Source organism: Pedobacter panaciterrae (assembly GCF_013204795.1).
Taxonomy (GTDB): Bacteria; Bacteroidota; Bacteroidia; order Sphingobacteriales; family Sphingobacteriaceae; genus Pedobacter; species Pedobacter panaciterrae.
In genome coordinates, this window is sequence record NZ_JABMKW010000016.1 from 571,400 (window position 1) to 586,469 (window position 15,070).

Annotated in this window: 10 protein-coding genes; 3 read left to right on the forward strand and 7 right to left on the reverse strand. The window is 37.6% G+C overall.

All coding sequences use genetic code 11. From position 1 onward, the window contains the following. Positions 1-3 precede the first annotated feature (3 nt). The 4 genes from HQN86_RS10365 to HQN86_RS10380 all read right to left on the reverse strand — a co-directional run bounded on the left by HQN86_RS10365 (position 4) and on the right by HQN86_RS10380 (position 6,493). Positions 4-3,096, reverse strand: a complete 3,093-nt coding sequence (locus HQN86_RS10365; RefSeq protein WP_172660907.1) for a SusC/RagA family TonB-linked outer membrane protein — start codon at positions 3,094-3,096, stop codon at positions 4-6. 211 nt (positions 3,097-3,307) lie between these two features. After that, positions 3,308-3,967 carry a carbohydrate-binding family 9-like protein gene (locus HQN86_RS10370; protein ID WP_172660908.1) on the reverse strand — a complete coding sequence of 220 codons (660 nt, stop codon included), beginning with the start codon at positions 3,965-3,967 and terminating at the stop codon, positions 3,308-3,310. 38 nt (positions 3,968-4,005) lie between these two features. Next, on the reverse strand, positions 4,006-5,292 hold the full coding sequence (locus HQN86_RS10375) for a sugar MFS transporter (RefSeq protein ID WP_172660909.1): 1,287 nt from the start codon (positions 5,290-5,292) through the stop codon (positions 4,006-4,008). 139 nt (positions 5,293-5,431) lie between these two features. Beyond that, on the reverse strand, positions 5,432-6,493 hold the full coding sequence (locus HQN86_RS10380) for a LacI family DNA-binding transcriptional regulator (protein ID WP_172660910.1): 1,062 nt from the start codon (positions 6,491-6,493) through the stop codon (positions 5,432-5,434). A 487-nt stretch (positions 6,494-6,980) separates the two neighbouring features. Here HQN86_RS10380 and HQN86_RS10385 point away from each other — a divergent pair, with 487 nt between their 5' ends. Then, positions 6,981-8,198 carry a TPR end-of-group domain-containing protein gene (locus HQN86_RS10385; RefSeq protein ID WP_172660911.1) on the forward strand — a complete coding sequence of 406 codons (1,218 nt, stop codon included), beginning with the start codon at positions 6,981-6,983 and terminating at the stop codon, positions 8,196-8,198. Between the two features lie 533 nt (positions 8,199-8,731). Here the strand turns inward: HQN86_RS10385 and HQN86_RS10390 are convergent. Then, a complete protein-coding gene (locus HQN86_RS10390) occupies positions 8,732-10,030 on the reverse strand; it encodes an alpha/beta hydrolase family protein (RefSeq protein ID WP_172660912.1) in 1,299 nt (432 codons plus the stop codon). Between the two features lie 153 nt (positions 10,031-10,183). Then, a complete protein-coding gene (locus HQN86_RS10395; protein ID WP_172660913.1) occupies positions 10,184-11,569 on the reverse strand; it encodes a glycoside hydrolase 5 family protein in 1,386 nt (461 codons plus the stop codon). A 149-nt stretch (positions 11,570-11,718) separates the two neighbouring features. Between HQN86_RS10395 and HQN86_RS10400 the strand changes: the two genes are divergently transcribed. Further along, positions 11,719-12,417, forward strand: coding sequence for a hypothetical protein (locus tag HQN86_RS10400; RefSeq protein ID WP_172660914.1), 699 nt, complete (start codon positions 11,719-11,721; stop codon positions 12,415-12,417). A gap of 305 nt (positions 12,418-12,722) precedes the next feature. On the opposite strand, the gene HQN86_RS10405 is transcribed toward HQN86_RS10400, so the two are convergent. Then, complete coding sequence (locus HQN86_RS10405; protein ID WP_172660915.1) at positions 12,723-13,844, reverse strand: ATP-binding protein; 1,122 nt, start codon at positions 13,842-13,844, stop codon at positions 12,723-12,725. Between the two features lie 724 nt (positions 13,845-14,568). Here HQN86_RS10405 and HQN86_RS10410 point away from each other — a divergent pair. Beyond that, positions 14,569-15,069, forward strand: coding sequence for a helix-turn-helix transcriptional regulator (locus tag HQN86_RS10410; RefSeq protein WP_172660916.1), 501 nt, complete (start codon positions 14,569-14,571; stop codon positions 15,067-15,069). Position 15,070: the final 1 nt, after the last annotated feature.

Genomic DNA, 15,070 nt, shown 5'->3' on the forward strand with positions numbered 1-15,070 from the left:
GTATTAAAGACTAAAGTTCAATGACAAATTATATGTTCTGGTTCTTGGGAAAGATCCACGATCTACACCAACGGCAAGTGCATTAGTTGATGAGCTGACCTCGGGATCATATCCGGTGTAAGAACCAAAGGTTAGCAGGTTGACTACCGAGAATCCTACAGTAGCATTGTTTATTTTTAGCTTGTTCAATACTTTCGCCGGAATTCTATAATTGAGCGCAAGATTTTGAACTCTGATAAATGAACCATCTTCTACAAATCTGCTTGAGATGGCATTGTTTAACATCGGGTCAGTTTTAACCAATCTTGGAACATCTGTTACATCACCCGGTTTTCTCCACCTTCTAAGTTGATCGGTGGTGAAATTCTGATCATATGGTGTAGCATCCAGGTTTCTTTTAACCTCATTAAACACATCATTGCCAAAACTGTAGGTGATTAATGTAGAAAGCGTGAAATTTTTGTAATTGAATTCGTTTTGAAAACCTCCAGTAAAATCAGGATTTGGATCGCCAATTACTTGCAAATCGGAATCGTTAATGATACCATCGCCATTTATGTCCTCCCATATTACATCTCCACCTTTATAGATCGATCCATTTGCGGATCCCTGACGATAAGGAACAACAGCTCCGGCTGCATCCCGCTGATATACATTATCTGTGTCATAAGCATACACGCCCAAAGCTTTAAGACCGTAAAATACGCCTGCAGTTTCCCCTACCCTTGCCATATTATAAATGTTTGGACGATAATCCTGATTGCCAGGAAGAGAAAGCACCTTATTTCTGTTTAGCGAGAAGGTGAATGTGGAATTCCATTTAAATTCCTGGTCTATGTTAACCGTTGAAAGTGTAAATTCAAGACCTTTGTTCTCTAAACTACCGAAATTGGCAGGAACTGTAGCATAACCTGTAGTGCCCGGAACAGCTACATCAAATAAAAGCCCGGTTGTCTTTTTCAGATAAGCATCTGCGGTAAAGCGAATTCTATCACGTAAAAAAGAGAGGTCCAGACCAATGTTTGTTTGTTTTGTCGTTTCCCATTTTAACGATGCATTTGGAACTCCATTAGAAACAATTGCTACATTACCTAGATAAGTACCGATGGTACTGAGTGATCCCTGCCATGCATAGTTACCGATCGACTGGTTACCTGTAACACCAAAACTTCCCCGGATCTTTGCATCTGAAATAAAACTGATTTTCTTAAACCAATCTTCTTCTGACAATCTCCAACCGGCCGAGAATGAGGGGAAATATCCAAATCTGTTATCCGCTCCAAATCTTGAAGAACCATCAGCTCTCATTACCGCAGAGAAAAGATACTTGCCTTTGTAGTCATAATTTGCCCTGGCAAAATAAGAAAGCAGACTGTATTCTTCGATGTTCTGATTATAAAGCGAAACAACAGATGTACCATTGATAGAGGTAATGGTTGCATCGATTAGGCCTCTACCAATCACATTGACGTTGTTGTCTGTAAATTTCTGGTAAGACTGTCCAAGCAAAAAGGTAAGGTTATGATCATTAGCAAGGGTTGTTCTGTAGTTTAACGTATTCTCATTGATAAAAGAATAGTTTTTCCCTGTAGTCAGGTAAGATGAACTGACCTGACCCTGTGGTAAGAGGGTTTGAGGAGTGAAATTTGTTTCCTCTGTATTCGAATAGTCAACTCCTAAAGTTGTCTTGAAATCCAAATCCTTTAAAATTTTCACTTTAAAATCTTGATTACCAAACATCCTCCATCTGTTTATTTTATTAGCAGCCAGCTCAGAGATAGCTATCGGATTGGGTTTACTTCCCTCCAGAAGTGGAATAAGTTGTCCTGTGATGGGATCATATGGTGAATAAACAGGCATGGTACTTAAAGCCTGATATATCGCACTCTGATTGCTTAGTCCGCTGAGTATTCTGTTGTAATTATTGGTGGATATGTTGAAATTCGTATTCCCCGTAATAATCTTATTTACCGTGTAATATACCTTTGCCGAAGCGTAAGTTTGCTTAAATTTAGTATTGATGATAATCGGGTCTATATCTTTATAGCCTGCACTAACAAAATAATTCATATTATTATCTTTAGAAGCACCTTTGATACTGACATCTGCTTTGTACTGATATGCCGATCGGTACATCAGATCCTGCCAATTGTTAGATTTAGAATAATATGGATGAAGTGAATCTATCACAGAGACTTTAGTTGTCTGGGCTCCTGTAAAATTATATATCGCATCTATAAATGCACTTCTGAACTGTGGCGCATTTAACACTCCAATTTTTCGCGTGATGTTTGCAATACTTCCATTTGCTGAAAACTGTATCTCTGGTTTGCTAGAATTCTTTCCACTTTTAGTAGTAATGATAATTACACCATTCGATGCTCTGGAACCGTATATAGATGCAGTTCCGTCTTTCAATACCTCTATAGATGCTATATCTTGAGGGTTTAAATCTGCCAGGGGACTAAAAGTCGATGCATCATCTACCAATCCACCACCGTAAGTATCTGCATTTATGGGAACACCATCTACGATATATAGTGGCTGACTGCTACCGTTTACTGAGGATGCCCCACGTATTCTTACTGTGGCACCGGCACCAGGCTCTCCGGAATTACTTGTAATTTGAAGTCCGGCAATCTTACCCTGCAAACTCGAATTCACATCCCCTAGGGCATGAGTATCCATCTGCTTGGCCGTAATTGATCCGACAGCACCGGTAACTTCTTTAACCTTCTGGGTACCATAGCCTACATTAATGGTTACTTCTGAAAGCTGCCTTTCGCTTTCAGCGAGCTTAATATTTAAGCGTTTACGCTCCCCTATATTAATTGTCTGATTTTGGTAACCCATATAACTCACCAGAATAACAGCTCCGGGAGTTACCTCTAAACTAAAATTACCATTCTGATCTGTTGCCGTGCCTTTATCTGTTCCCTGCACGCGGATTGAAACCCCAACAAGGGTTTCATTAGTTTTTTCATTAGTTACCTGCCCAGTTAAAGTAAATAATGTCCCTTTAGCGGGGCTGACCTGGGCAAAGGTACTCAGCATGGAAAATGCGACCATCATGGTCATTAAGTATATCTTTTTCATTGGCGGTTTTATAAAACGTTTACGTACACGATTAAAAGTCAAAAAAATTACTATTGAGCTGGTGTAAAAAATCTGTTCATCTTGTTTTTGGTTTTTAGGTTGGTAAATAATAGATTGAAATCCTATCCGGACAAAGACTACAACTATCTAAATGCTAATATATTAAATAAACGGGTACGTACACGAATTTTTTTAAAAAAAAACACATTTGTCATTTAAAACTATTTAATTCAGCTTGCGCAGGCATAAATTGAATGGTTCCAAAATGATCTGGACGATGAAAGTCAGGTATAGGGGATATCACCTTATTCCAACATAGAAAGTGAGGATTTGGCAACGCATCACCACATTTATAAAAGTTAGCTTTCGCCGTGATGCCTTCAAAGTTTTGAATTTGATGGAATATAAATACATCTGCAGGTATAATCATCGTCATCTCCCAGTTAAACTCCCCTTCCTGAGCATCTGATTTTGTCCAGGTACGAATTTTCTGCACTACAGAATTCTGAAATAAAGTTCTTTTAGCTTTTTGATTACCATAAGCCATTTTTCCAATCCCAAGGCAATTGAACTCAATATTATAATATTGATCAGACTGGTCAAAAGCGATAAAAAACTCTACACAATTATCAAGATGAACTTCGCTGTTAATCGGTCTTTCTATAGATCGGAAATAATCATTGGATATGGTAAATTTTAACAGAATGTGTTGTCCCGTATGTGCGATAGCAAAATCGGCTGTGCAAATTACTGGTATTTGAGGCCATGAATCATTAGTCAAACGATTTTGGGGATAGTTAGCTAGTTTCTCTGAAAGTTGATCTGGTGAGGCATTGGAATCTTCATTGAGGTAAAAGACATTTAAGTTCATTTTAAAATTTTATAACAAATAAAAAGGGTGATTTCTTTTTAACCAATCCAGCGCTCGAGTTTGTACCCTTTGTAGGCATAAAATAGCAGGTAGAGATAACACGGTAAAAGCACGAAATAAGCATTTTGCAGACCATAAATATCGGCAAAGTGACCATATAATAGCGGCATAACGGCATTTCCGGAAAGCCCCATGATTAGAATAGCAGCACCTATTTTTATAAAACGTCCGAGTCTATCCATAGACAATGGCCATATTCCAGCCCATATCATTGAATTTGCAAAGCCCAATAATACAATGAACCATATAGAAATATCTGCCCGATGCCCCAATATGACAACACTACCGTTACAAAAAATGATACATAAAGTAAATACAACCCCCAGGATGATGCATACACGCAAGGCCAAGATCTGAGAAAGGTATTTTGGAATCAGCGAAATTCCAAGGATATAACCAACGATTGTCGCTGTGAGTGTATACGAAGGAAATACCTTTGCTTCTAAAAGAGAAATATTCATAGAATGGGCATAACCAATAATGGTATCAACTGCAATTACCTGTGAACCTACGTGAACAAATATGGCAATTGCGCCAAGGACAAGATGGGGGAACTGAAAAATATTACGTTTCCCTTTATTTGATTCGGCGGTAACCTCATCTTCCTGCTCGGTATTAATTTCAGGTAAAGAAGAAAAGCGCACCAGAAAACCTAGTAATACCAGAATTAAACCAACACATGAATAAGGAACAATAACCCTCCTGATCAGTTCATCAAGAATCGATGCCCGTTCAACCGCTCCCATCGACTTTACTTGTTCAAACAGTGCCTTATCGGAAGACTTAAGTATAACCGCAGCAAAAAGTAAAGGAGCAAGAATTCCTGCAAATTTATTACAGATCCCCATAATACTGAACCTCATTGCCGCACTGTTTTTTGGGCCTAATATGGTTACGTAAGGATTTGCCGCAGTTTGTAAAACTGCCAGTCCTGCCCCTAGCGTAAAAAGGCCAACTAAAAATAACAGATAATTACGTAATAACGCTGCTGGTACAAATATAAATGCACCGATAGCCATCACGAAAAATCCAATCATCATACCATTCTTAAAACCAAACTTTTTAAGCAATATGGAAGCAGGAAAAGAGATGAATAAATAAGAAATATAAAAAGCAAAAGCTACAAAATAAGACTCGAGATTATTGAGCTCACAGCAAATTTTGAAGTATGGGATAAGCATTGCGTTTATCCATGTGACAAAACCGAAGACAAAAAAAAGTACCGCAATGATATACAAGGATTTAATATAAGTCTTCTGGTCCATATGGTTTGTTTACTTAACATTAAACGTATGAGAATGATCAACGTTAACGTACACGAATAAACAAAACATTTTTTGGAATTCCAAATCAGGGTGGTGATATTGCTTTTTGAAAAAAAGTAATAATCAATGAAATAATGGCTTAATTGATGTAGAAGTCACAGTTCTCGCTTGTGATGATATCGATCGGCATAAAGTTATTTTTTTCACCAGTTTTGGAATGCACGACAAACTGATATAAGGCCATTAGCCCTTTGTACCCCTGCTCTCTGGGCTTCTGACAGATTAGAAAATCAATGTCCCCCTCCTTAAGGAAAGCAAGATTCTCTTTAGTATAATCAAATCCGATTAAAATTCTATGTTGATCTCCAGTCTTTGCCAAATATTTGGCAACGGTTGAAACCCTCGAATTGGTTGCGAAAATAGCAGCGATCTTATGGCTTTTTAACACCTGCTCAAGTGAGTTGCTTATATAGGTATAGTCAGTATGCTTGATATCAATTTTTACGATGACATTTTCAAGCTTATTATCGCTAAAATAGTTCCTGAATCCTTGCTCTTTACGCAATAGATGATGCTGGTTATCTATTTCTTGTGAAATGTTAACGATTAGAATCTTATCTTCCTTTTTAAGGAGGTATTTCATGAGGTGGGCAGAAAGGTAACCACTTTGATAAAGATCAGGACCGAAATAACTTAAGCTTTCGTGCCCCTGAATATCTGAATTGATGAATACATAAGGTATTTTTCTGATTTCAAGCTTCTTTACAAACTGTTCAGATTCTTCAATAAAACTTGGCGCCAAAAGAACACCCTTTACCAAGGAAAGATCTATAAGTTTGATCTGCTCAAGGAAGGAGTTTTTATCGTTGACATCATATAAATATTTCTGTAAGACAATGCCGTAAGGACTGATCTCTGCTCCCGCCTGGTCTATACCAAGAAGTGGTGCCTCCCAATAATTGGTTTCTTGTGAAATCTTTGGAATCAGAACAGCAAAAACGACCTGCTTTTTAGACGCCAACCTTCGCGCGAAGATATTAGGTTGATAATCGAGCTCTTTAATAATTGCATTAATCTTATCCTTGGTATTTTGCGATACCCCTTTGCGATCATGGATCACACGGTCTACTGTTCCAATTGAAACATTTGCCCTTCTTGCGATTTCCTTTACACCTGTTAATTCAATATCTTTTGCCGACATATGCTTAAAAAATTATATAAAGATAACAGATTCTATTTTCAAAAGTTCAAATTGTCTAGTCGTTCATACATTGCTCGTCATTGAAGCAAAGTAAAAATCAAAGCAAAAGAAACAAAGGCCTATTCTCTTGCATCACCAAAAGAACAAGATCCTGTGGCTTTGAAATTAAGAATACGATTTTTCAGATTAAACCCCGGCAACCTTATTAAAATCATCCACTTGGGAACAACAGGCTAACATTTCAGATAGAGTAAAAAAACTTCTTTATTAGTGAAATGAGTTTATGATAATCAGTCGTTAAGGTATCAGGATTTGGAAGTGTTAAAGAAGATATAACTCAAATATTTCTAGCCAGCTTATTTATCAAATATTGAGGGAATAATTGTTATACCTTTCTGTCAAAAAGTGTTAAACAACAGTTAGTCAGCTACATCGGCTTAAAAGTTTCGGGTTGTTTTGTTAGATTAGAACATTAAAAATATTTTGAATGAAAAAAGCATTACTCACAATATTGTTAATTGTGCCTATAATTAATTCAATTGCGCAGAAAAAACCTTCTGTCACAACAAAAAGCTTCAAAACATACACTTCTGCATTGGATAATAATCGGCGCATTGCTGCTGACAATAAGAACTACATTGAAGCAGTTAGTCTCATAAACGAGTGGTTGGTTAAATATGAAGAAGCTGCTGTAGATACCCAGGCTACTGTTAAAAACTGGTACCCGAGCATGTACTATAATCTTGCCTGTTATCAGAATTTGTTAGGAAGTACTACACAAGCCCTTGCTGCGTTTGACAAATGCGTAAAATTGGGATATAGCAATTATTACAACACCATACAAGATACAGATCTAAAAAGCCTCCATGGTAACAAACGCTTTGAAAAAGCCCTCTTAAGTATCCGGGAAAGGGGCGACATGAATTATATCTTAAAAACCTCACCCCCATATCTCAATGGTAAAGTAACGGCGTTGCCCCCTTTTATTTATCAATCTCCAGATTCAAAGGAGCTTGTGGACTTAAAAGTTAAATTTAATTTGGATTCAGTAGCAGGCAACGGTAACGAGATCAGCAAAATAAAAAGACTATTATTTTGGGCTTACAATATAGTGCCCCATCAAAACGGTGACAATCCACCTTCTAGAAATGCAAATGATATAATTGAGGTGTGCAAACGCGACAAACGGGGCGTGAATTGTCGAATGAAAGCTACCATTTTAAAGGATGCGTTGCACGCTGAGGGATTTAAATCCAGGATGGTTACATGTATGCCAAAAGATACTGCCGACACTGATTGCCATGTGATAAACGTTGTGTGGTCTAAAACCCTTAATAAATGGCTATGGATGGATCCAACTTTTAATGCCTATGTGAGTGATAATAAGGGTGAATTATTAAGCGTCGAAGAAGTGAGAACTCACTTAATTAATAATTCGGAACTCCTTTTAAATAAGGATGCATTTAGAAACAAGGAATTTTATCTTGATTTTTATATGTCAAAGAACCTTTATTGGTTACGCTGCCCTGTTAATAGTGTTTGGGATGTGGAGACTTACTCGAAGAATAATACTGTGGTTCAGTATGTTAATTTATATCCTGGTCGTTTTAATACTGTTAACTCGTCCAGAAAAACTTCAAGTGATACCAAGGTATTTGAAATTACCAATCCAAATTATTTCTGGCAAAAGCCTCTTGATAATTAATAGCATTTGGAAAAAGAAAAATAATGGCTCATTAGTTAAATAGACAACCTTGAGGTTGGCCATAAAGTACACGTTGGTTTTCTTGTTAAGGCAGGTAAGATGATTCCTCTGAGCAAACAGCTTTTGAAGAACCGGAACTGAGATTCGGGTCTTCAAAAACTTCGATAATATTACTTTAGGAATTGATATAGCAGGTAAATATAGATTTAATTGTCCATGAGCTAGGAAAAGCTACGCACGATACAAACTGTGAAAAACTGTCTCTTAGAAATAAACGTCAGCCCTGCAACAGAATTTAACTTTGTTCTTAGGCTGGCATCTCAGATTCAAATAAGGCCAATAAGTTTTGATAGGTTCCAATTATCAAAAAAAATGTGGAATAATGATAATGAGTTACACGAATACCTTCGTTTTTCTGTAATACAAATTTTAGACTTATATAAGATCTTTGTCTATATGTTAGTTCTAGCGAACGGTACCTTTAGCTTTTCGCTCAATTACCCCATCTTTTAATTCAATGGTTTCTTCGAGTTTTATTTTTTTATAAATTCAAATATTGAACTGAAAAATTCCTGAGGTTGTCTTTGCCATTGCCAATAAGTATATGGCCAATCCCAATCAGCACCATTCAGTTTACCCTTTGTTATCATGTCGTGTCCGCAATCTTTTATGGTAACAACTTTATAATCCACGCCTGCATTTTTCAGATAAGTTTCCATTTTATTTTTGTTTTCGGCTGGTGGCACTAATACATCATTCTCACCAAAAACACTCAATACCGGGCATTTTATTTTATTTAAGGCCTCTTTGGGGTCATACCGATTTTTTCTCCACCATAATATGTCGTCTCCAGTTTGCGATTGGGGTATATCAAGATAATCTATCCATTTTTTATCTTTAATTTTCGCGGCATATCCTTTAAGCGCATCCCAATCTTTTGTCTTCTTACCCTGAACATATTTGAAAAAAAGTGCAGAATAATGAAGTGCAGAGTCAATAGATTCTTTTGAATAACCTTCGTCAGTCAAGGTATATTGAACACGATTAATATCTTGCTCATAAAGAGAAACTGCAGGGCCAACTATTAAAATTGCGAAGCCACAGCCTGAGACTTTATTTGCAGCCAGCGGTGTTATCCATCCTCCCTGGCTTGCACCAAGAAAACCTATTTTGACATAATTCAAATCTTTTCTTTCTTTTAGATAATTAAAAGCGGAAACAGCATCATCTGCCAGATCATTGAAATCCGCAGATGAAAAGTTACCAGTTGATTTACCGGTTCCACGTTTATCATAAAGTAAAACGCCTATGCCCTTGCTCGCCAAATCGTAGGCTAACGAATGATACCACGGGGTATCTCTGTCTTCCCATCCTGATCGATGTACTAAAATCACATACGGAATAGGCTTTTCTGATTTTTTGGGTTTAAACAAAACTCCTGCAAGCGAAACATCTGCATTAGTAAATTTAATTTCTTCCTCTGAAAAGCTCTTTTCTTTCGCTAATGCTTTTTTCAGATGAATCCGGATTCTAGGATTTATATCCTTGCTTATACCTGTTACATCTCCTGTTTTGGGGTCTAAAAAACAATAGAAATCTCCGTTGAATATCTTCACATTCAAAGTGTCCTTGCTCCGAGATATTTTTTCTGTAGCCACATTCATATAGCCAATTTCAGGGATATCGTAAGTTGTTTTATCTATATGGAAATCGAATGAAATTAATTGAACGGATCCATCCCGTGTCAAGGCACCTTCATAATGTCCCTGCGGTGTTTGACCGTATGCGATTTGTGCTATTGTAAGCAAAAGAACTGTGTAGAAGGATTTCATAATTTTAAATGATAAATTTAAAAACCAAGGCCATTCATTGTGCCAACCTAAATAACAAGCTTTAGAAGTACAATTAAACTACTTATTTGGTATTACGAAAAACCCACCTGTTCATAAGTGAACAGGTATGCGCGAAATTGAACAGGAAAAAGCTTAATGTACCATAAAAGGAATATTTGCTGTAGCCACATGATTATGACCGTCACTCACATAAACAAACAAACGGTAAGCGCCAAGCTTTGCAGGTACGCTGAGCAATGCATTTGTCAGGGAAGTTGTCGTTACCATATTGGGGATTGGTGCAGGCCTGCTTTCCCTGTCACCACCCTGCCCAAGATCCGTTGCTTCAGGCAACAGCTCCCACCTGATCGTTAGTTTGTCTTTGTCCGGATCTGAAACAGAGATCACCACTAAATATTTCTCCTCGGGATTGAGATGAATAGAACTACGTGCACTTTTGCCATCTACGGTAAATAAACTGATATTGGGTGCTCGGTTTTGAGGCCATTTGCCACTCCATTCATATTGCATGACGTCAAATACTTCTGACGTTTCCCCCGCTTCTGTAAACAGACCATACCATGTAGGTGTACGCTCCTGTTTCTGCCCCCAGAGAAATACATAGGAACCCAGACAATTCTTATCTTTCAGGATGGATGCTTCGTATCGTGTTTTGTAGACTTCAGCTTTTTCCGAACTAGTTTCTTCAACCGGGGCACCCCATGATGTTTTCGGACATTCCCAATGCCCTGTGGGTCCCCACTCAGTGACCAGGTAAGGACCATCCCAGCCTGCGGTCTGTAGCTGATCAGGGACTTTGGCCAATCCGCCATATACCTGCACCGAAAGGAAATCAAGGTCTGGACATTTAGCTTTGATGTGGTCTATTTCTATTTGATTGATGCCTGCAAGCATAGTAGTGGCAGGATGGTTCGGATCTTCCTGATGGATCATTTTTGCAATGTCATTCACAGCACTCCAGACATTGGGGTTTTTATAGTCCAGGTTCAGTTCGTTTCCGATGCCCCAGGCGAGTAAAGCCGGATGGTCCTTATACTTCTGCACTTCTTTACGCAGGTGATCCAGTTGTTTCTTTACCGCAACTGCGTCATTGTAGTCAAAACCATGACGTTCACGTGCTACATTCAGCCCCATCGTAACAGTTAGTCCAAGTTTTTCTGCCTGCTCCAGATTTGCCGCTCCGTGTTCTGTATCCCAGGTTCGGAAAGAATTTCCTCCTGCAATTTTTATGGCTTCGGTTTCTGAAGTCCCGCCTGCCCCTTTTACAAAATAAGGTTGTCCGTTTCTGATGAACGTATAACCCGTCGCTGTTTTCTTAATTTCAACCTTTAGTGCTTTGCTGTTTTGTAGGCTTACATGAGTAGTCAATCCAGAACGAATCAATTTTGCATTATCTGCTTCAATTTTGTGTAGCGACCTGACATTTACTGACGCCGAGGATGACGCACTGAAACCCGCGGTCAGTAAACAGCTTATGCCTAAAATAAGGAGATTAATACAAATGATTTCTTTCTTCATAATGCAATATAATGAATCCGTCTCTGATTTTGACTTTGATAAAATGGAACGGGATATAGCAGATAATTTAAATTCATTGCTGTTCATTTGATTCCTTACTTTCATTATTATTGTAATACTTTGTAGCGGCTTTAAATTAGTAAGAAACCATGTATAGAAAGCACCTGATTATTCTTGTCCTTTGGCTAATCTCTGGAAGTACAGTCTTAAACGCTCAGGATTCCCTATCGGTGTGGAAAATCGAATACCAATACTTGTACAAGTCATCCGATACACTTATTAAGCGAGATGCAAAATTTGCCGATATAGCAAAATATGGAAAGGCAACACTCTATTATACAGATTCAGCCTACCGGCTCCAATACGCGGCAGATCACTGGGAAATTGGCGACTTCAGCGCCCCTCACCGCTATAGTATTTATGACAACCTGGCCAGAGAAGGACTTTCCGCCGCACAGCAAATGCCAGACCTTTATGAACTTTCAAATGATGAATTTCCGATCATTTTATGGGCTAATGACTATAAGGCGTTGAAAGCTGAAGGAAATTTTGAACTCTTGGGAATGACATGTAATAAGCTTGTTTTTCATCCTCAAAAAAAACTTGTGGATGCCGCATATGAGGTTTATGTATCGGAGAATATACCCAAAACTCCCTGGCACCTTTTTACATTCATTGATCAGGTACCCAACGGTTTTTTAGGTTTATATAAAAAAAATGCGGCCAACACATTATTTGAAGGCATGGAAGCAAAAGAAATCAAGCGGGTCAATGTCCCATTTGATTTTTTCCGCGTTCCCCAAACCATGAAAATTAAACGGATGATTGCTCCACCCAAGCTAAATTAGTATAGATTAAAGCAGGGGTTTTTATTTCTAAAACCTAAATGCTTTCAACGCTATTTTATTATAAATTAATGAGGGAATAGTGAGATTTTTTTATTGATGCGAGACTAACATTTTGCAACTTTAAGCTGTGACCGAATTATTGTATTTCTTTCCGCCCAAGTACAAACATAATTATAGAATAACAACCTCCTCCAGAATATGCCATTAAGCCCATTGCCTCTACTTCAGATGCACCACATAAAATACAAGAGTCCTTTTCAACATAAAAGTCGCCTTGTACATTTACCTAGTGTAAAAGTCATGACCTATAAAAACTCCCAGTAATTATCCCTGTTAATTGCAGATGACGTTTCAGGGCTGTATTTTTCCATAAACGAAGTGGGAAATTTTACTTTCACTTTAGAATTCCATTTAAGTTCAAAAGCACTTAGTTTATTGTCCTGCTCCTCTATGTAATCAATCTCGGCTTTATCCACTGTACGCCAAAAGTAGGTATTGCCATAAAAGCCGGTGTAAGCCAGATTCTTTTTGCGTTCACTAATAATAAAGTTTTCCCACAAAGCACCAATGTCATTACGCTGTGCAATAGGTGCAAAATTGTTAATGATGCTGTTCCTGATCCCATTGTCGTAAAAATAGATTTTGCGGGAAGTACTGATCTCATTGCGCAAATTTCTTGCAAGTGGATTTAAACGAAAGATAACAAAGGACTTTTGCAGCAAATCAATGTAATTATTAACTGTGGCCTTGTCTATACCCACAATCCCTGCAAGTTCATTATACGAAACTTCATTACCCACCTGCCATGCCAGTGCCTGTAAAAGTTTTAATAATGCTTCTGGCCTGCGGATGCCACCTGACTCTAAAATATCTTTATACAAATAGCTCCCAGCTAGGTTATTTAAGGTCTCAATTGCACTATCAGGATTGTTAATCACATCAGGGTACATTCCTGTTATTAAAAATTCTTCCAGCCTTGAATGAACTTTAGCAAAGGAATATTGGTCTTTTAATTCTCTCCAGGATAACGGATATAACCGATATTCCCATTTACGACCGGTGAGCGGCTCATTGATTTTACTGGCTATTTCCAATGCCGAGGATCCGGATATAAAAAGTTGTATATCTTTTTTCGCATCAATAATCATCTTAGCACTAAGGCCAATATTTTCAAGACGCTGCGCCTCATCAAATACAACTACTTTGTAACTGCCGATGTAATTATTGATAAAAGCCTGTGTAGGATTGTTCCACGCTGTTCGTGTAGCTGGATCATCTCCATTGATATAAAGATAATTCTCATTTAATGAAGCTGCTATCTTAGTAATCAGCGTAGTTTTCCCCACCTGCCTCGGCCCTAATATCACAATAGCTTTTTTAAAATCAACCTTACTTTCTAAGGTCTTTTGCAAGGCTCTTTTAATCATGACACAAATTCTATTCCCCAAATATAGCAATATTCAGGGAATATAACCCCCAAATATTGCCTTTTTTAGGGAATTTAAACATATTATCATAATGGGGTTATTGAATAACATACCCACAGTTCCTAAAAGGTTAACTTTCTGAAATTATTCATAACTCTAAAGCGAAGAAACAGTTCTTCCCATTTGGGAATCTGTACTAGCGGCAATTCCCAAATAGAATCAGATTACCTTGTGCAAGCATAGAACTCCTTATTCTGTTTTATCATAAGAAAATTGAATTCCGCAGCATCCAGAAAACTGTATAAGTGAAATTTGGGGTTAGCATATAGACCAATAAGGGTCAAAAAGTACTTAAACGCAAAAAAGCCCTAAATTTCTCTAAGGCTTTTCTCTAGTGCTGTCAGATATATTCCGGACACACCAATTTCTGCAAGATTTGAAGGTTGTTTCTGAAATGAAGAACTATATTCAAAACATGCGAAATACCCGCTTAAGGTTTCGACAAGGCTGATTTTAGCTTGTTTACTCTACAAGTTAATCATGAAATCCGACCTTCCCATGTGGGAATTTGTAATTTGGCCCATTTCCCACATGGGATCAGCTTTTTTTGAACTATTTTGAATATCAGTCGTAATCACTATAATAGATAAATTAAATTTAGCAAACAAAAATTAAGAGATATTGTACGATCTATTATATAATCATTTTTGTTTATATTTGTATTATGGAAACGGCACTTGAAAATTATAGAGGTATTCATCCTGGTATGATTCTAGCGCGTGAGCTAAAAAAGCGGAATCTTAAAAAACGTCCATTTGCATTATCTCTGCAGATATATCCACAGACAATTAATGATATAACGAAAGGCAAGCGAAGCATACCAACTGCATTGTCTTTAAAAATTGATAAAGCATTGGGATTGGAAGAAGGAACCATGCATTTATTGCAGGCATATTTTGAAATTGAGAAAGAAAAGCATAAGCAACAGGATCATCCGGATCTTTCTGTTATACGCAAAATCCTCTTCTGGGATACAGATTTCGATCAGATCAATTGGAAAGATCAATATAAATCAATAATTGAGCGCGTATTTGAGCGTGGGAATAATGAGGAAAAACAGGAAATCCTCAATTTTTATGGAAAAGAAAAAGTAAAATTCATTACTGGCAGCGATAAAATTGCAGGCAATAGCCTTCCTGTAATGAGGAATATAAAAACCAAATAGG